The sequence below is a fragment of the Paenibacillus sp. J22P15 genome, assembly GCF_056269345.1.
Map to the genome: position 1 here is coordinate 100,865 of NZ_JBWDNT010000004.1, position 18,827 is coordinate 119,691.

16 protein-coding genes and 1 pseudogene are annotated in these 18,827 nt (G+C 45.6%); 12 read left to right on the plus strand and 5 right to left on the minus strand.

Annotated features, from left to right (window positions below):
• The first annotated feature begins 74 nt into the window (after nt 1-74).
• The 3 genes and pseudogenes from AC0YN6_RS11470 to AC0YN6_RS11480 all read left to right on the plus strand — a co-directional run.
• On the plus strand, nt 75-1,163 hold the full coding sequence (locus tag AC0YN6_RS11470; protein ID WP_475746982.1) for a tetratricopeptide repeat-containing glycosyltransferase family 2 protein: 1,089 nt from the start codon (nt 75-77) through the stop codon (nt 1,161-1,163).
• A gap of 176 nt (nt 1,164-1,339) precedes the next feature.
• Nucleotides 1,340-1,891, plus strand: coding sequence for a hypothetical protein (locus tag AC0YN6_RS11475; RefSeq protein WP_475746983.1), 552 nt, complete (start codon nt 1,340-1,342; stop codon nt 1,889-1,891).
• Nucleotides 1,892-2,493: 602 nt separating this feature from the next.
• Nucleotides 2,494-2,973: pseudogene (locus tag AC0YN6_RS11480) on the plus strand (hypothetical protein); the annotation flags it as partial.
• Nucleotides 2,974-3,083: 110 nt separating this feature from the next.
• Here the strand turns inward: AC0YN6_RS11480 and AC0YN6_RS11485 are convergent.
• Nucleotides 3,084-4,103 (minus strand): LacI family DNA-binding transcriptional regulator, encoded by a 1,020-nt coding sequence (locus AC0YN6_RS11485; RefSeq protein ID WP_475746984.1) that lies wholly within the window; start codon nt 4,101-4,103, stop codon nt 3,084-3,086.
• A 129-nt stretch (nt 4,104-4,232) separates the two neighbouring features.
• Here AC0YN6_RS11485 and AC0YN6_RS11490 point away from each other — a divergent pair, with 129 nt between their 5' ends.
• From AC0YN6_RS11490 to AC0YN6_RS11505, 4 genes are read left to right on the plus strand one after another with little or no spacing between them, the layout of a single operon-like run.
• Nucleotides 4,233-6,020, plus strand: a complete 1,788-nt coding sequence (locus tag AC0YN6_RS11490) for an L-fucose isomerase (RefSeq protein WP_475746985.1) — start codon at nt 4,233-4,235, stop codon at nt 6,018-6,020.
• 15 nt (nt 6,021-6,035) lie between these two features.
• The gene (locus tag AC0YN6_RS11495) at nt 6,036-6,695 is read left to right on the plus strand and encodes a class II aldolase/adducin family protein (RefSeq protein WP_475746986.1); all 660 of its coding nucleotides are present in this window, start codon (nt 6,036-6,038) and stop codon (nt 6,693-6,695) included.
• Between the two features lie 51 nt (nt 6,696-6,746).
• Nucleotides 6,747-8,249 carry a rhamnulokinase gene (locus AC0YN6_RS11500; protein WP_475746987.1) on the plus strand — a complete coding sequence of 501 codons (1,503 nt, stop codon included), beginning with the start codon at nt 6,747-6,749 and terminating at the stop codon, nt 8,247-8,249.
• A 45-nt stretch (nt 8,250-8,294) separates the two neighbouring features.
• Nucleotides 8,295-8,720: an RbsD/FucU family protein gene (locus AC0YN6_RS11505; RefSeq protein WP_475746988.1), complete on the plus strand. Its 426-nt coding sequence runs from the start codon at nt 8,295-8,297 to the stop codon at nt 8,718-8,720.
• Nucleotides 8,721-8,808: 88 nt separating this feature from the next.
• Here AC0YN6_RS11505 and AC0YN6_RS11510 read toward each other — a convergent pair whose 3' ends face one another.
• Nucleotides 8,809-9,345, minus strand: coding sequence for a GNAT family N-acetyltransferase (locus AC0YN6_RS11510; protein ID WP_475746989.1), 537 nt, complete (start codon nt 9,343-9,345; stop codon nt 8,809-8,811).
• 75 nt (nt 9,346-9,420) lie between these two features.
• Nucleotides 9,421-10,278 carry a helix-turn-helix transcriptional regulator gene (locus AC0YN6_RS11515; protein ID WP_475746990.1) on the minus strand — a complete coding sequence of 286 codons (858 nt, stop codon included), beginning with the start codon at nt 10,276-10,278 and terminating at the stop codon, nt 9,421-9,423.
• 188 nt (nt 10,279-10,466) lie between these two features.
• Here AC0YN6_RS11515 and AC0YN6_RS11520 point away from each other — a divergent pair, with 188 nt between their 5' ends.
• Nucleotides 10,467-12,368, plus strand: coding sequence for a beta-L-arabinofuranosidase domain-containing protein (locus AC0YN6_RS11520; RefSeq protein ID WP_475746991.1), 1,902 nt, complete (start codon nt 10,467-10,469; stop codon nt 12,366-12,368).
• An 86-nt stretch (nt 12,369-12,454) separates the two neighbouring features.
• Here the strand turns inward: AC0YN6_RS11520 and AC0YN6_RS11525 are convergent, their stop codons facing one another.
• Nucleotides 12,455-13,339 (minus strand): helix-turn-helix transcriptional regulator, encoded by an 885-nt coding sequence (locus tag AC0YN6_RS11525; protein ID WP_475746992.1) that lies wholly within the window; start codon nt 13,337-13,339, stop codon nt 12,455-12,457.
• A gap of 123 nt (nt 13,340-13,462) precedes the next feature.
• Here AC0YN6_RS11525 and AC0YN6_RS11530 point away from each other — a divergent pair, with 123 nt between their 5' ends.
• The 3 genes from AC0YN6_RS11530 (at nt 13,463) to AC0YN6_RS11540 (ending at nt 16,666) form a co-directional block, all read left to right on the plus strand.
• Nucleotides 13,463-14,353: a sugar phosphate isomerase/epimerase family protein gene (locus AC0YN6_RS11530; protein ID WP_475746993.1), complete on the plus strand. Its 891-nt coding sequence runs from the start codon at nt 13,463-13,465 to the stop codon at nt 14,351-14,353.
• Between the two features lie 24 nt (nt 14,354-14,377).
• Nucleotides 14,378-15,427 (plus strand): Gfo/Idh/MocA family protein, encoded by a 1,050-nt coding sequence (locus AC0YN6_RS11535; protein ID WP_475746994.1) that lies wholly within the window; start codon nt 14,378-14,380, stop codon nt 15,425-15,427.
• A gap of 78 nt (nt 15,428-15,505) precedes the next feature.
• A complete protein-coding gene (locus AC0YN6_RS11540; RefSeq protein ID WP_475746995.1) occupies nt 15,506-16,666 on the plus strand; it encodes a sn-glycerol-1-phosphate dehydrogenase in 1,161 nt (386 codons plus the stop codon).
• 70 nt (nt 16,667-16,736) lie between these two features.
• On the opposite strand, the gene AC0YN6_RS11545 is transcribed toward AC0YN6_RS11540, so the two are convergent.
• Nucleotides 16,737-17,564: an aldo/keto reductase gene (locus AC0YN6_RS11545; protein ID WP_475746996.1), complete on the minus strand. Its 828-nt coding sequence runs from the start codon at nt 17,562-17,564 to the stop codon at nt 16,737-16,739.
• Between the two features lie 263 nt (nt 17,565-17,827).
• Between AC0YN6_RS11545 and AC0YN6_RS11550 the strand changes: the two genes are divergently transcribed.
• Nucleotides 17,828-18,733, plus strand: coding sequence for an ArsR/SmtB family transcription factor (locus tag AC0YN6_RS11550; protein ID WP_475746997.1), 906 nt, complete (start codon nt 17,828-17,830; stop codon nt 18,731-18,733).
• Nucleotides 18,734-18,827 lie beyond the last annotated feature (94 nt).

An 18,827-nucleotide genomic window follows, 5' to 3' on the forward strand; every position in this document is an offset into this window, starting at 1 on the left:
TTTTTTTTTGTCCAAACACTGCAAGTTTTGGCTCCATATAATGTCTAGTGAGCATGTTATGGAGGTGTGAGGCAATGATTACGATCAGTTTATGCATGATTGTAAGAAACGAGGAGCAAGTGCTAGGAAGATGCTTGGATTCTGTTAATGATCTTGTAGATGAAATCATTATCGTAGATACGGGATCAACGGATAGAACGAAGGAAATTGCAGCTAACTATACGAGTCATATTTTTCATTTTGATTGGATCGATGATTTCTCTGCGGCGAGAAACTATTCTTTCAGTCAGGCGACCCAAGACTATATTTTATGGCTAGACGCGGACGACTGGCTGCAGCAAAAGGACGTTGAAGAGTTTAAAGCACTCAAACAAAACTTAGATTCAAGTGTTTACTCCGTTTGTATGGATTATTATGTTGCGTTCGATCCCATTGGACAGCCAACAAATGTTATTAAAAGAAATAGATTAGTAAAACGTTCCTGTCAATTTCTATGGTATGAGCCCGTACATGAGCATTTAGAGGTTAAAGGCAATGTAATCCTCTCTAATATTGCAGTGAGTCACGGCCGAGTTCATTCAGATTCGGAGCGAAATTTACGAATTTATGAGGGGATGCTTGCTGAGGGGGGAGCTCTCTCGGATCGACAATTATTACAATTTGCAATGGAACTATCTGCAAACGGTTATTACGAAAGAGCAATCGAGATTTATCAAACCATAATTGATAAACCATCAATCTATTTTGAAGATAAATTGTTATCTTGTGATCGAATGGCGCACTGTAATCACGAGCTTGGCAATAAAGAGCAAGAGCTGCAGGCCTTATTAAAGACGTTCAACTACGATATCCCGCGTGCCGATTACGTATGTCGAATCGCTTATTATTTTCAAGAGAACAACGAATTTCAGAAAGCGGTTAACTGGTATCAACTGGCACTCAAGCTGGAGAAACCGAAAAATCGGTTGCTCGGCATCAATGATATGGCTTGGACATGGTTTCCCCATTTGCAGCTAGTGGCATGTTACGGCAAGCTTGGTCACTTAGAACAAGCCTATGAGCATAATGAGATCGCTCTTTCGTATGCTCCAGTTGATCAGAATATATTAGAAAACAAACAATTGCTAGAGAAGCATCTGAGCAAAAGAAAGGCTGGAACCTGATAGGCTTGCAAGCAGCTTATTTGCCGTAAGTGACAGGCGGATAACATGCATAGCCTGTTTAATCTTCTGTAGGCATGTACCGTCTCTATCAATCTAATCGATCCATATAATAACGTATTGCTAGAACTAGTAGAGTTGTTTATAGCAAAAAAAAGTGAAAAAAAAGGAGGTAACGCATGACAATTACAAGAATAAAGAGTGTAAAGCCAGATGGTAGGAAGTTTGTCTGCAAAGAGGTAGTATGCAAAAAAACTGTCACAAAGAAATCAATTTGCAGGAAACGGATCAGTAAGAAGCCAATCTGCAGACCGGTAAGAAAACGTAATTCCGCATTCCGAGCGGTTTCAGGTATTGATCAAAATCTTCTTGATGGTACGACTGCCCAAGTTCTTTATCAAGTGCAGGAATTAGATCTCAACAATGAATATAATCCTGCAAACTCGACATTTCGCCCTAAACAGAGAGGTGTATACGCTCTCTTTGCGAGTGTCTTCTTTCAAACGGTAACTGTGACAACATTTACGCTTGATTTAGAAATAAGAGTAAATGGTGTACCAAGAATTTTAGACCAAGAAGATTTTACAAATACAAGCGGCATGATTGATGCTGGTGGTATCGTACAATTACAAGCTCTTGATAGAGTGCAGGTGTTTGCGACAGTCTTTGATAAAAATGTTGAAATCCAAAGCGGACTAGCTACTCGATTTGAAGGATCTAGAGTAACTTAAAGCTATAGCCTTCTCTGTTATAAGCAAAATAGAAAGAGGATTTCCCTAAAAGTAATGGTAACTGATAATCCGGCGCTTTAGAGGCGCATTGGCGGAATTTGCAGCATGATAGATCTAGTTTCTAGATCTATTTGTGTTGAATTGGTCGTTTTCTGGGAAATAGGTCTAGTTTCTAGACCTATTTCCGATAATCCGGCGCTTTAGAGGCGCATTGGCGGAATGGGCAGCGTAATAGATCTAGTTTCTAGATCTATTTGTATAGAATTGAGCGTTTTCAGGGAAATAGGTCTAGTTTCTAGACCTATTACTGATAATCCGGCGCTTTAGAGGCACATTGGCGGAATGTTGCATAATAGATTTAGTTTCTAGATCTATTTGTGTAGAATTGGTCGTTTTCAGGAAAATGGGGTTGTCCCAAAAGTCATCAAAGATGACGATGGGATAGCCCCTTTCTATTCAGAGCAAATTTGGCTCCCAAATTCACTACGCAGTCGAATGTTCATCCGATCGCTGTTGTTCGCGGATTCCTGGATTGAATTGTCCGAGGAAGGAATCCGCGAACAAAGGCGACCGCTGGCGCTTCTCCAGAATCATTCGACCTGCAAACCGTGCGCGAGGTGCGAAAGGATCTGTTTCCTCGCCTTCAGAAATATGAAACGTAACAAGAAATTTTGGGCATTCACAATAGTTTAAGTAAGACCGACCCCGATGCCTGAAACCCCATCTGGAAAATGTCAAAGCAACAGTAGGGCAACTTCCCGGAACGATCATCGCAGATGCAGGATACGGTAGCGAAGAAAACTACGCTTATCTGGAAGAGGAAGAACGCAGAGCGCTGGTCAAATGTATTACACCACAAAGAGAAATCGAAAGCGTGTAAAGCCGACATACGTAAGATGAACAACTGGGATTACGATCAGGAAAGTGTGCTTGGTCACGTGAAGAACAATCGAGGATTTCGCAGATTTCTGCTTCGATACTTACAAAAAGTAAGCTTGTAGGTCGGGTGACTTTCCCTTGCCCACAATCTGCTGAAGAAATTAGCGATCGATAAAAATCCAAACACGGCCATGCGGGCTTAGACCTGCAGGGCCGTTTTCATGATAGTTCAAGGCGACTCAATCGTAATTAACTTAAAAAGTTTACCCCTTTGGGACAGCCCCTTTTCTATAAGTACAAGAAGCGGGAACGTCTAGTGCCGAGTGTTATCCTTCACCGATCTACGGATGACCAGCTCTGCTGGCAAAACGATTTTTTTCCAAGGGAGTATGGTTTCTCGTTCTTGAATACGCTCTACGAGCATTTGCATACCCATGTAGCCCAATTGGTAGGCTTGCTGCGCTGCAACGGTTAGAAATGGTTCTACCTCGGAGTAAGGTCCCAGATCATCAAAGCAAACGATAGACATATCCTCTGGAACGGTTATTCCCCGTTCGCGAAACAGCCGTAAAATTTCTACGGCAAGCACGTTATTGCCCGCTACAATTGCGGTAGGCCGGGGGGAGAGCTTATCCAGCCATTGTCCCATCTCCGTCAAGTCACTTAAGGGACCAAAGCTTGTCTCGAATACATAACGTTCGTTATATGGAAGATCATTAAGTTTCATGCCATCCTGATAGCCGAGCAGCCGCAAACGGGCACTAGATATGGATGGAGATCCATTTACGAATGCAATGTTGCGATGTCCTTGCCCAGCAAGATGCTCAACCAATTTTCTAGCACCGTCTCTACTGTCACCAAGCACGATATCGCATTCAATTCCCGGAACCTCCCGATCCAGTAGTACAAAGGGAACGTTATGCTTTCGCAACGAATTCAAATGGGGAAGTGAGGGATCGCCAGCAGGTGCGACTAGAACGCCATCTACACGAGTCGTCAGGATGGTCGTAACATAATCAGCTTCCTTTTCCAGGTTTTCATCGCTGTTTCCGAACAGCAGTCGATACCCTGAGCGCTTCGCAGCATCCTCTGCGCCGCGAGCAAGCGTCGTATAGAAAGGGTTCATAATATCAGTTATAAGCAGAAATAGCAGCTTGGTATGCTGGAGAACAAGACTTCTTGCCGTTTGGTTCGGCACATAACCCAGCTCTTCCATCACACGTGTTACTTTCGCTCTTGTTTTTTCACTTATTTTACCAGTGTTATTGATAACTCTGGAGACGGTCATAGCGGACACACTTGCTTTAGCCGCTACATCATATATCGTTACCATATCAAAGTCCCCTTATTGATAAATCCTAGAATCTATCATACAAAAAAGTAGTCGTTGACATCAAGCCTTAATCTTGTTATTTTAATGTTATCGGTAACATTATTATATCTCATGGGAGGTTTTATTAGTATGGATACAAGTTTTCGTTTTCAAACTGGATTTCCAAAAATCGGAATTCGACCTACGATTGACGGCAGACGCAAAGGGGTTCGTGAATCTTTAGAAGAGCAAACGATGAACATGGCTATCGCTACAGCCAAGCTGTTATCGGAGCATTTGCGTTATCCAAATGGCGAGCCTGTAGAGTGTGTAATCGCAGACAGCTGTATTGGAGGAGTAGCTGAATCAGCTGCTTGCGCTGATAAATTTGCCAAGTCCGGCGTAGGGGTATCGATAACAGTAACGCCATGCTGGTGTTACGGTACAGAGACAATGGATATGGATGCATCCATTCCTAAGGCGGTATGGGGCTTCAACGGTACGGAACGTCCAGGCGCTGTATATTTGGCGGCTGTCCTATCCGGTTATGCACAAAAAGGGCTTCCAGCGTTCGGTATTTATGGCGAGCACGTTCAGGATTCAGGCGACACCTCAATTCCGTTCGATGTGAAAGACAAGCTGATTGGATTTGCTAAAGCAGGGCTTGCAGTTGCTTATATGCGTGGAAAATCTTACTTGTCGATGGGCTCTGTTTCGATGGGTATCGCTGGTTCAATCGTAAATGATGCTTTCTTCCAAGAGTATCTTGGCATGCGTACAGAATATATAGACATGACCGAATTTGTGCGTCGTATGGAAGAGAAGATTTATGATACCGCGGAATTCGAGAGAGCGCTTTCATGGGTGAAGGAAAACTGTATAGAAGGACCGGATAATAATCCAGCTGCTATTCAGACATCAAGAGAGCGCAAGGATGAGGATTGGGAAACAGTCGTTCAAATGACACAAATCGCTCGCGACCTTATGGTTGGAAATCCTAAGCTTGCTGAGCTTGGCTTCGGTGAGGAAGCATGCGGTCATAATGCAATTGTAGCTGGTTTTCAAGGGCAGCGGCAGTGGACGGATCATTTTCCAAACGGCGATTTCATGGAATCGATGCTAAACTCATCATTTGATTGGAATGGCATTCGTGCGCCATATATCGTAGCAACAGAAAATGACAGCTTGAACGGTGCGGTCATGCTCTTCGGATATTTGCTTACGAATACAGCTCAAATTTTTGCCGATGTAAGAACGTACTGGAGCCCAGAATCAGTAGAGCGTGTGACGGGACATAAGCTCACAGGTGCAGCAGAAAACGGACTGCTTCATTTAATTAACTCAGGTCCAGCTACGCTGGATGGAACAGGTGAACAGACGAAGGATGGCCAGCCTGTTATGAAGCCGTTCTGGGATATTTCGGAAGAAGAGGCTCAGAAATGTCTGGATGCGACTTCTTGGCGTCCGGCTTCTGTCGAATATTTCCGCGGAGGCGGATATTCATCTGATTTCTTAACACGCGGGGGCATGCCGATGACGATGTCTCGTATTAATTTGGTAAAGGGAATTGGTCCTGTACTTCAAATTGCAGAAGGTTATTCGGTTGAGCTGCCAGAGGATGTACATGATACGCTCGACAAACGTACTGATTCGACATGGCCAACGACTTGGTTTGCTCCGACATTGACGGGCGAGGGTGCTTTCCGTTCAGTATACGAGGTTATGGATAATTGGGGTGCGAACCACGGCTCCATTAGCTACGGACATATTGGAGCAGATCTAATTACACTCGCTTCGATGCTGCGGATTCCAGTTAATATGCACAACGTTTCAAGTGAGCGCGTATTCCGTCCAAGAGCATGGGGATTGTTCGGTACGGCGAATCCAGAGAGCGCAGACTATCAAGCTTGTCAAAATTTCGGGCCTATTTATAAATAAAACGGAGGTTTTACAATGAGCAGCACGGACATTCGCAACGAGCTATGCAAATACGCTCGCAAAACAGTAACGAACAAGTTGGTTGTTGGACCAGGCGGAAACATTAGCGCAAGATTCGAAGGTAAAATGTATCTTTCTCCAAGCGGCTTCGCTCTTGATGAGGTGGAGCCTCATCAATGGGTTGAGGTAGATATTGAGTCCGGGGAAATTACGGATATCGGGCTTCGTCCTTCATCTGAGGTGTTGATGCATTTATATGCTTACCGTGCTAACCCGGATATTGGAGCAATCGTCCATACGCATCCGCCTTATTGCATAGCCTTTACCTTAGTTGAGCAGGAGCTTCCGATCATGTTCCCCGATCAAGCTGCTCTCGTTGGCAAAACGGTATATGTACCTTATGTGCTTCCGACGACGGATAAGCTTGCCGATGCCTATGTTTCAAAGGTGAATGAAGCCAGCTCAGTACTGCTAGGAAACCATGGTCTCGTTACATCTGGACGCAATCTGCGAGAGGCTTACTACCGGACCGAGGTTGTGGAGGAAAGTACAAAAATTTATTTGATTGCCAAAGCGATTCGCGAGCCCAAGGTGCTCACGAAAGAAGAATTTGAAGAAATCGCATCGCTGGAGAGCGAAGCGTACCGCATCGAATTGCTGCAAAAGATGAAGTAATTACTGTCGACTTAGGCAGACGTTAGCTTTTTAATAGAGGAGGCTCTAAGCATGACGAAGCTCGCGACTGTGCTGGCGTTTGATTTGGGCGCAAGCAGCGGCAGAGCGTTGATCGGCGAACTGCTGCCAGATGAGGCAGGTGGAGAAAAGAAGCTGAGGGTGACAGAAATTCATCGTTTTCCGAATCAGCCGATAGCCGTTGGCGGACATCTGCACTGGGATATTTTACGCCTGCTTCAGGAGCTGAAGGTTGCCATTCGCAAAGCCTTCCAAGAAGGCTACGCTCCACAAACGTTCGGCATTGATACATGGGGGGTAGACTTTGGCCTGCTCGATGAGAATGGCGAGCTGCTCGGCAATCCCTATCATTACCGTGATTCACAAACAGATGGAATAGTAGAAGAGCTAAATGAACGGATTGGCAAAGATCGTTTATATGAGCAAGGCGGCTTACAGTTTATGCCCTTTAATACGATCAACCAGCTTTACGCCATGAAGAAAGCGGCATCGCCGAAGCTTGCGGTTGCAAGCACGCTGCTGCTGACACCGGATTTGCTTACTTATTTCCTGACAGGCGAGAAGGTGTGCGAGTTCACGATGGCGACGACGACGCAGCTTTATCGACCAAAGGAACAGCAGTGGAACAAGGAGTTAATGGAACAGCTTGGTATTCCGAGTAAGCTATTTCTTAATCCCATTCATCCGGGTACGCAGATTGGTCCATTAACACCAGAAGTATGCGCGGAGCTTGATGTCCCGCCGATGACTGCAGTTGCAGTAGGAACACATGATACCGAATCCGCAGTTGCGGCAATTCCTGCTAACGGCAATTCAAGCTTTGCTTATCTCGTGTGCGGTACTTGGTCGCTGCTCGGCACGGAGCTTGCAAATCCAATTGTTTCGCCAGAGGCGCAGGCGCTTGATTTCTCCAACGAAGGCGGAGTAGGCGGAACCTATCAACTGCTCAAAAATATAATGGGACTTTGGATATTGCAAGAATGCAAGCGAGAATGGGAGGAGCAGGGCAACGAGTTATCGTTTCCCGAAATCATCGCGCAAGCCGAAGAGGCGGAACCTTTCCGCAGTTTTATTCATCCCGATGATGCTGCTTTCTATGCGCCGACTGGCATGATTGCACGTATTCAAGCCTATTGCCATCAAACGTCGCAACCGGTTCCGCAGTCCATGGGCGAGATTACACGCTGTATTCTGGAGAGCTTGGCGCTTAGGTATCGTCAAGCACTTGCTCAAATGGAAACTCTGTCTGAGCAGAATTTCGCTGGCTTGTATATGGTTGGCGGAGGCATTCAGAATAGGCTGTTGTGCCAATTCACAGCGAATGCGATCGGACGCCCAGTTTGGACGGGACCCGTAGAAGCGAGTGCGATTGGCAACATGCTGATGCAGCTCGTCTCGCTAGGCGAATGTGCTAATCTTCAGGAAGCGCGCCAGCTTGTAGCAGCATCGTTTCCAATTGAACCGTTTGCACCTGAGCATTCGGAGGAGTGGAATAAAGCATTTAAGGCGTATGAGCTTCTAACGACTGTAATATAGCTGTAGCTTTCGTTAATGCTTTCATAATGAAAGGAAGAGGCAAGCATGCTAATTGGTATACCGAAACTGATTTCTCCCGAGCTTCTAAAGGTGCTCAGTGAGATGGGGCATAGCGACGAAATCGTATTAGCGGACGGTAACTTCCCCGCGGCTAGCCACGCTCAGCGTCTCATTCGTGCAGATGGACATGATGTACCCGCGCTGCTTGATGCGATTTTGCAGCTATTCCCGCTCGATCAATATGTTGCCAAGCCGGCAGCGCTCATGCAGGTTATGCCTGGTGATACCGTGGAAACCCCGATTTGGGAGCAGTATGGCAAGATCATTGAGCAGCGTACTGGTCTTTTAGATCCATTCGAGCAGGTTGAGCGTTTCACCTTTTATGAGCGGGCGAAGAAGGCTTATGCGGTAATTGCTACTGGGGAAAGCGCGCTTTACGCGAATCTGATTTTGAAAAAGGGCGTTATTTAAGGATAGTTTGTCATATAATATTGAGGCCGCCTTCACGGTTAAAATCCGCAGGCGGCCTCTTTTTCTCTGTAGTCATACTGCTAGTCTATCATTTGAAATAATCCTCGCGTAAAAAGCTGTAATAAGTGATATCCTCATACACATCCCACTTTAGAAAATGCTGTCGGAACGTGCCTTCGTACTGCATACCTGCTTTTTTCATAACATTCGAAGATGCAGGATTTTTTGTCATTGCAGCTGCATGAATTTTATTAAGCGCGAGCTCTTCGAATCCGAATTGCACAATTCGCTTGACGCCTTCCGTAACAAACCCCTGATTCCAGTAACGTTTACCTAACCAATAACCAAGCTCTGCTCTTTTATGATTATGGTTAATCATTATGCCAATGCATCCCATAAACAGATTGTTTTCTTTGTTGATAATGGCAAATGAGTAACAATCCCCTCGCGCAGCTTCCTCAGCCTTTCGAATAATAAAAGCTTCAGCTCCGCCTTCTGGGTAAGGGTATGGAATATTTAAGGTGGTGCTGGCAATGTCATGATCGTTAATCAATAACTCCAATACCTGGGCATCTCCTAGTTCCAGCTGTCTGAGAAACAATCTTTCTGTGTGTAATACAGACATTGCAAACACCTCCATTAGTGAATTTCAATTAAGTATAAAGAAAATTATGGAAGTTGCAACATGTTTTTTACTAGATTACCTGGAACGATACTGCATGCGAAATGCTTTCGGCTTCGTGCTCGTGTGCTTTGTGAAGCAGCGGACAAAATAAGGAAAGGAGCCGAAGCCTGTTTCTTGGGCTATTTTGCCGATGGGCTCGTTCGTATGAATGAGAAGCCGCTTTGCTTGATCAATTCGGTGGCGAGTGATGTATTCAAGCGGCGTGCACCCGAAAGTCTTTTTCATACAGATGGCAATATAATTTGGGTGAAAATGAAGCTCTTCTGCCATCTTCTTGTAGCTAAGCGGGTCTTGATAATTTCGCCGCAAAAACAGAGCAGTCGCTTCTGCGATTTGCAAGTAGGGGCTATCTGCCGCTGAATGATTTTGCTCTAGCAGCAGCTGGAGCAATACTTGAAAGAGCTGCTGCTGTTCAAAGCGTGAATGAGCGGAGGTCTGCTCCTGCAGCTGAAGCAGCACTCGTATTTTTTCTTCAATGAGATGGGGAACAAGCAGCCCCTTCTGCTGTGGAATTTGAAAAGGGAAATATTCGATTTGAACAAAAGGAGAACCCTCTTGTGTAATTGCAAACGGAAGCCTTTCATTCGATATGCTCCACTTACCAACCGTTTGAAAGTGCAGCCAATAAAAATGCGTCTCCTCGCTGCAAGGCTTGGTTGTTCGATGTGAGCAATCTGGACGGAAAATAGCGTAATGTCCTGCTGAAATGTTGATGGCCTGTCCTTCTTCCTCCATGTACAAGCAACCTCGTGTAACAAATATAAGATCGAATACTCCAATATTAGATCGATCAGCATGCCTGCCGAGTACGGGATAAGTGTCTTCACCGCCATGAATAAAATGGGGCATAGGGGGACAAATGAATTGGAACATTCAGAGTTCATTCCTTCCGTTATCACTATGGAATAATCATACGCGATGATTGTAGTTCGAGTAAATATTTTGTGGAAACTATATGTTGTGATTGGATAAAAAGTAGTTGGGATCAGCTATCCAAACGGGCCTGTCCTGCATGGTATATTCGGAATGCAGTCACAACGGTATGAGGAGTGAGAGGAAGCATGGGACAATTACATGAAGCATTTGGAGCGCTGCCGCTTGGCAGCATTAAGGCTGAAGGTTGGCTATATAATCAGCTTCGGATACAAGCAGATGGGCTTTCGGGACATTTGGAGGAGCATTGGGTGGATGTAGGACCGAAAAATGGTTGGATCGGCGGAGATGGCGAGAGCTGGGAGCGTGGTCCTTATTATTTGGATGGACTATTACCGCTTGCTTATTTACTAGGTGATGAGAGTCTCATTGCGAAGGCAAATAAGTGGGTGGAATGGTCGCTCGCAAGTCAACAGGAGAACGGATTTTTTGGCCCTGCACGTATTACGACGGTCAATAATGACCTGGATAAGAAGCAGGACTGGTGGCATTTCATGATCATGCTAAAGGTTATGATGCAATATGAGGAAGCGACAGGCGACGAGCGAATTGTTCCATTTCTAAGCAAGTTTTTCAGTTATGTAAGCTCGACGATTGAGGAACAGCCTTTGCGCGGCTGGGCGAAGTCACGCGGTTCCGAAATGCTGCTAAGTATATTGTGGTTATATAAGAAGACAGCAGATGAATCGCTGTTGAAGCTGGCTGACATCGTTGCGGCTCAAACATTGGAGTGGACGGATATATTTCATGACTTCCCATTTTGGCGAAAGGTAGAACAATGGGATTGGCGTACGCATGTCGTGAATGTGGCAATGGGCATTAAGATGCCCGGGATTTTATATGAGCTATACGGTGAGAAGATTCATCATGATGCGGTTCATCGCGGCATCGACAGTTTAATGACTCATCATGGACAAGCGCACGGTATGTTTTCCGGCGATGAATGGTTGTCGGGTACACATCCAAGCCAAGGCGTTGAGCTTTGCGCGGTCGTTGAATATATGTATTCGATGGAGCAGCTTACTCGTATTTTTGGTGAGGGGCGTTTCGGTGACATTTTGGAGAAGGTGGCATTTAACGCGCTTCCAGCTACCATCTCCAAGGACTGGACTTCGCATCAATACGACCAGCAGGTGAATCAAATTATTTGTAATGTCGCGCCTAGAAATTGGAGCAATGGTCCCGATGCCAACCTGTTCGGATTACAGCCGAATTTTGGCTGCTGTACGGCAAATATGCACCAAGGATGGCCAAAGTTTGCTTCTCATCTATGGATGACTGATGCTTGCGGCGGTTTGGCAGCTGTCTCTTATGCTCCTTGCCATATCAGAACATCCGTTGCGGACGGTGCAGCAGTGGAGGTGCGCGTGAGCGGTGAATATCCGTTCCGAGATGAAGTATCGATTGAACTTACGCTTGATCGCGCTGCTAGTTTTGCAATTTCACTACGTATGCCGGAGTGGACAGTAAATCCAAGCTTGCTAATTAACGGAGAAATAATAGAATTGAAGCCTATTAACGGTTATGCGCGAATTGAACGTGAATGGCGAAACGGTGATAAGCTGCGGCTTAATCTCCCAATGGAGGTTCGTACTATTTCTCGCAATTTGTATGCAGTAAGCGTAGAAAGAGGACCGCTCGTTTATGCGCTGCCGCTTGTAGAAAATTGGCAGCTGCTCCGAAAGCGCGAGATGTTCCACGATTGGGAAATTTACCCGGGTTCAGCATGGAAGTATGGACTGCTCGCTGATACGAGCTTTGAAGTTTCGGTGAGTGAACATGCGATACCGTATCAACCGTTCGATGCAGCTGTCGCACCGATTCGCTTGAAAGCAAGCGGTAAGCTAGTTGCAGAATGGCGGATGGAGGGCAATAATGCAGGTACACCGCCTTATCAATCGGATACGGAGGACCAGCCGGTGACAGAGCTTGAGCTGGTGCCTTATGGCAGCGCAAGGCTGCGAGTAGGCGAGTTCCCGCTGCTCGGAGAACGGAAGCCGATTTGGAGTGCTAATCAAGTCGAACGTTAATTATAATTACAGCGGAATAGCGAAAAGGGTCTATCCCCAAAGTAGATGATCTACTTATAGGACAGACCCTTTTTGCTAATTAGTTATCATTTTCGTGCCTGTGATGGAGTCATTCCCTTGTACTGCTTGTACAGCTTCGTAAAATAGTTCGGATTCTCGCATCCGACCTTCGCTGCAATTTCAGTGATCGTATCATGGTTTGCACGAAGCAGTCGCTCGGCTTCATTCATGCGGCTGACATTCACGTATTCGACGAAGGTGCGCCCTGTCAACTTTTTGAACAGCTTGCAAAAATGATAGGGGTTCAAGCTTACAAGTTTCGCAGCTTGCTCTATCGTTATTTTTTCGCGGAAATCAGATTCAATCCGCTGAATGAGCAGCTTAAAGCGATCGCGATTGCCGAAATACGGCTCTGCTGGCTTACCAGCTAGCTGCCGCTCAATGAAGGTGCGAGAGAGCAGCGTAAATAGAGCATGCAGCTTCGACTTAACGATGAGCTGATAGGCAGGAGGCTTGGTCGCAAGCTCGGCGATTACTTCATCCAGCAAGGAGTAATAGTGAAGGCAAGCTTCATCCTGCTCAGACGGCATAACAGGAAATCGAAGACGTCCTTCCAAGTAAGGGGCGACAAACTGTGCGTGCACAGGGTCGTGTACCCAATCATTGAAGAAGGATGCGTTTAAGACAACACAATCATAATGAATATTCTCGTAGCTGAGAGCATAGCCGACATGGAGTCCGCCTGCAGGTATGATTATGACATCTCCTACATTGACGATATATGGGCGGCTGTCGATATGAAAGAGAGCTCTCCCCTCTCTCATGACGATGATCTCGAAATGCTCATGCCAGTGCAAATAGAGGATATTATCATGAGGGACTACGTTATGACAGCGATTCTGAAATAGCTGAATGGGATAAGATTTATGCTCAAGACGAGTGTTTTCCCATAGTTCCTTCGGATAGGTCATATACTGTACCTCCAACACAAGATTAGACTAGTAATGCACAAGATTGTATAGAGAAATATGTGAAATGCCTAGCTATAATGGAGTTGTTAACAATACTATAAGCCAATATTGGAGTGATATACAATGGACAATAATAAATTAAGAATTGGAACACTTGTAGGCGGAGGCAATGCTGACCACATAATTCCGCAAATCGTAAAGCACGGATTTGAATCGTTTAATTTAACATTTTGGCAAACGACGGGCAGCACGGATCTCGCAGAAATGGCTAAACGGGTAAGAGCGCTCGCAGATGAGCATGATTTTATCATTCCGGCTGTAAGCGTATTCGGAAACCCGTTGACCGGTGAAGGCAATAATGCGGACACGCTTGCTAGCTGGGAGAGGCTAATCGATCATGCTCATTTATTCGGAGCTGATGTGGTATCTGGCTTCACTGGGCGTATAACGAATCAACCGATTGACGAGTCGATTCCTAAATTTAAGGAAGTGTTCGGCGAGCTTACTCGGAGAGCAGCAGATAAAGGTGTACGAATTGCATTTGAAAACTGTGATATGGGCGGTACATGGGCAACTGGTGATTGGAATATTGCACATAACCCTACGGCGTGGGAGCTTATGTTTAATGCGGTGCCGGAAGATAATATCGGATTGGAATGGGAGCCTTGCCACCAAATGGTCAGCTTGATTGATCCCATTCCACAGCTGCGCAAATGGGCGCGCAAGGTGTTCCACGTACACGGCAAAGATGCAACGATTGCATGGGATATTGTGAAGGAACATGGCGTACATAGCAAGGAGCAGTTTGTATGGCATCGGACACCTGGTTTCGGCGATAGCAACTGGAAGGATATCATTACTATTTTGAGACAGAACGGCTACAAAGGTACGATAGATATTGAAGGCTGGCATGATCCTGTTTATAAGGATGAGTTGGAAATGACAGGTCAGGTGCACGCATTAAACTACTTGAAACAGTGCCGCGGCGGAGATTTTGTCCCTAATCCAGTTTAAAACAATAGATAAGGAGTGAATGAAATGGCAATTAAACATCTTGTAGTCGTTGCCGGCTGCGGAGGAATGGCGAATACGTGGGTCGACTATGCCAAAGAGCGGGAAGATATCGAAATTGTTGGGCTTGTTGATATTAAGGAAGAGTTTGCACAGGCAATGGCTGAGCGTAAGGGGCTCACTTGTCCGACCTTTACCGATATTAAACAAGCGATTGCGGAGACAGGGGCTACGATCGTATTCGATGTAACCATTCCCGCGAGCCATTATACGATCAGTATGGCTGCTCTAGAGCATGGCTGTCACGTGTTTGGAGAAAAACCGCTTGCAGAAACGATGAGTGATTGCAAATCTATCGTACGAACTTCTCGCGAGTTGAACAGAACGCATGCCGTTATGCAAAATCGAAGATTTGACCCTCGTATTCGGGCATTTCAGCAATTGATAGCAGATGGTACGATTGGCAAACCAGGGTTTGTAGGCGCAGACTTCTTTTTAGGAGCCCATTTTGGCGGTTTCCGCGATGCGATGGACAGTCCATTGCTGCTGGATATGGCGATTCATACTTTTGATCAGGCAAGATTTATCATCAGTGCTAATCCAGTATCCGTATATTGTCATGAGTTTAATCCTCCGGGTTCTTGGTATGCAGGAAATGCCAATGCGATCTGTATCTTTGAGATGTCCGACGGATCTGTCTTTAATTATCGCGGATCATGGTGTGCAGAGGGCGTGCCTACGACATGGGAAGCATCTTGGAGAATTACCGGTGAGCACGGTACAGCGATTTGGGAAGGCGATGCAAATCCATATGCAGAGATTGTGACTGCCAGCGATCAATCCGGCAAATTTATTCGTGAATATGAAAGAGTAGAATCACAGCTTCCAGATATGATTAATACGCATCATAAGGGCTGTTTGGATGAGATGTTCGCTGCGCTAGAGGATGGACGGCAGCCGGAAACGGATTGCAGCGATAATATATACAGCATGGCGATGGTACTAGCCTCTCTCGAGAGTGCCAAGACCGGACAAAAGGTGCAAATTGCCGACTTTATGGAAGCAGCAAGGAAGTAATAATAATGAGTGATCCAAAGCTGAAATGGCTGCCTTAGCAAAATTAAAATATAATAAATGTGAAAAGAGGCGCAGCTAATGTCTTCCCTTATCGATAGAGTAAAACAGCTAGCCGCAGGTTTTGATGAAGAAATGTTGCGATCGATCGAAATCAGCCCTTTGCTTGTCGAAGCCGGAGCTATTCATGCAGTTGCTCCTTATATGAAGGATCGGCAATATAGTCAGGTCATTATCGCTGCTGATGCGATCACTTATAACATCGCTGGAAAAATACTAGAGGAAGCAATTGCGGCACTTGGTATTGCTGTTCATGTGACGCTCATTAAGCCTGACAAGCAAGGTGATGTCATTGCTGATGAGGCGTCAATCGTGCAGCTGCTGCTGGATATTCAACTGCACAAAGCGCAGGTCGTCATTGCAGCTGGTTCAGGAACGCTTCATGATATTTCTAGGTATGCCGCGTATACAGCGAGCATTCCTTTTGTTTCGGTACCAACAGCGCCATCCGTTGACGGTTTTAATTCCAAAGGTGCGCCGATCATCATTCGAGGCGAGAAGAAGACGATTGCGGCAATTGGACCTGATGCGATATTTGCAGATTTGGAAATTCTCGCAAAGGCACCTGCTGTTATGGTAGCAGCAGGCTTTGGCGATATGTTAGGCAAATATACTTCACTATTTGATTGGAGTTTTGGCGCAGCTGAAGGCGGGGAACCGTATTCCGAAGAGGTAGCTGAAATTACGCGTATTGCGCTTAACAAATGCGTGGACAATATTGAACTAATCGCTAGTCGTGACGAGCAAGGGATACGTATTCTTATAGAAGCACTAATTGAATCGGGTCTTGCTATGCTCTTGTTCGGACAGTCACACTCGGCATCAGGAGCAGAGCATCATCTATCGCATTTCTGGGAAATGGAATATATTCGTCTCGGCAAAAGACAGCTGCTGCATGGTGCGAAGGTTGGAGTAGCTTGTGCGGAAATTTCCAAGCTTTATCACCGACTTGCAATGGAAGAAGCAGGTCTGGCATTTACGGCAAACCCTGGGAAGGTGCGTGAGGCGATTGCCGCACTTCCGGATGAGAGCCAAATCAGAAGCTGGTTGAACCAAGTTGGCGGACCGACTTCGGCGGAGGAGCTTGGTGTTGATACAGAGCTGCTCATGAGAAGCTTGCTGGAAGCGCATCACGTAAGACCGAACCGCTATACCTTACTAAGTGCCTACAATGCTTCGTAAGAAAGCTGAACGAGAACGGCTCCGTCCCTTGAAACAAGGACGGAGCCGTTCTTTTTTTCATAAGTATTTATTAAAAGTTAAAGTTATCAGGGTCTGGACCGAAGCGTTGGTCTTTATTAAGTGCATTAATTTGAGCAACTTCCTCTGCTGTTAGCGTAAAATCGAAAATATTCGCATTTTCCTCGATGCGTACCGGATTCACCGATTTCGGAATCGTAACGACCTCGTTTTGAAGATCCCAACGCAGCACCACTTGAGCAGGCGATTTGCCGTATTTGGCGCCAATCTCTGCGAGAACGCTGTGATCCAGATTTCCTTGCATAAGCGGGCTCCAAGCCATGAGCTGAATGCTGCGGCTCTTCGCAAAGGCGTGAAGCTCTTTTTGAGTGAGCAGCGGGTGATACTCCACTTGATTGACCATAGGAGCAAATTCAGCGGCCATAATCACATCTTGCAGATGATGGATTTGGAAGTTGCTGACTCCGATCGCGCGAACGTAACCATCACGGTATAACTTTTCAAGCGCGCGCCATGTTTCCAAGTACTTATCCTTAACGGGCCAATGAATGAGCAATAAATCAACGACGTCCACACCAAGCTTCCTTCTGCTGTCTTCAAATGCAGTCAGCGATGACTCGTAGCCTTGATGCGCATTCCAAATTTTTGTCGTAACAAAAATTTCATCACGCGCGATGCCGCTATTGCGAATACCGGCCCCAACGCCTTCTTCATTATTATAAGCCGCTGCAGTATCGATGCTTCTGTATCCTGCCTCAATGGCAGAAGCTACCGTTCTTTCAGCTTCACCGTCATCCTTTACTTTCCATACTCCAAGTCCAAGCCAAGGCATAGTCACACCATTATTCAACGTTGTATGCTCTGTACGTGCATTCGTCATCGTTAATAACCTCCACTGAAAGTGATAATTCTAGAATAGCTTTAATATCCTGCTTCTCTAAACGTTTGAATGAACCGATAGCACCGTAACGATTCATTTAGGTAACTAATTGGGTAACTAAATATGATGTAAGTTATGGATACGCCGTTAATTTTAGTTAAATCTGTTCGAGAAGTCAAGACGAGCGGGGTGTAACGATTGAAAGGTTAACTTTATAGTTATATAATGAGTGGGAATTAGTTCGATACATAGGGGGAGCAGTAATGGAAATTGAAGTAAGCAGTCGCAATATGAAGTTTCTTGAATGCTTCTCATCTCATACGCGGGTTAAAATGATTGAATTACTTGGCGTTCAACCAATGAATATAAAGAGCCTATCCGAGGCGCTAGACATAAAGTCTCCTATTGTAACGAGGCATATACATATGTTGGAGGAAGCAGGAATTGTACGCAGTGAGAGTGTGGCAGGCAAGCGCGGCATGCAAAAAATTTGTCATCTCCAGCTTTCGCAAGCGATGCTGGTATTTAAGAGTGAACCGGCTTTGGACGAAACGAAGCGTTACACGGTTTCGATTCCAGTAGGTCACTACTCGTCGTATCAAATTAAGCCGACATGCGGCCTTGCATCTGCTTCTCAAATGATCGGAATGTGCGATGATCCGCGTTATTTTGCTGATCCAGAGCATGTTCATGCTAAGGTTCTATGGTTCGGCTCAGGCTTCGTTGAATATCGGATTCCGAATTATATGGTGAATAACGAAGCACCGGAATCACTCGAAATCTCGATGGAAATTTGTTCGGATACCCCTTGCAGTGTGGATCACCTTCCATCTGACATCGCTTTTACGATAAATGGTGTTGGAACAGGCACGTGGACTTACCCTGGCGATTTTGGTCATTCGCGCGGCTTATATACCCCGGAATGGTGGCACAAAAACATCCAAAACGGTTTAATGAAAACGATTCGTGTTAACCAGCAAGGTTCATTCATTGACGGGATTCAAGTGTCTGATGTTACGATTAGCGAGCTCATGCTAGCCTATGATAAAGAAATATTGTTCCGTATTTCATGCAGTGCCTCAGCGAGAAACTGTGGTGGAGTTACCTTGTTTGGCAAAGGATTTGGGAACTATAATCAAGATATTGAAGTGACACTGCGCTGTCAGTAATGACGGATGTATTTATATATGATGAAACAAAGATGTTCCTAAAGGTTTTATGCGACCTTATGGAGCATCTTTTTTTTGAAGATTGTGCCTGTCC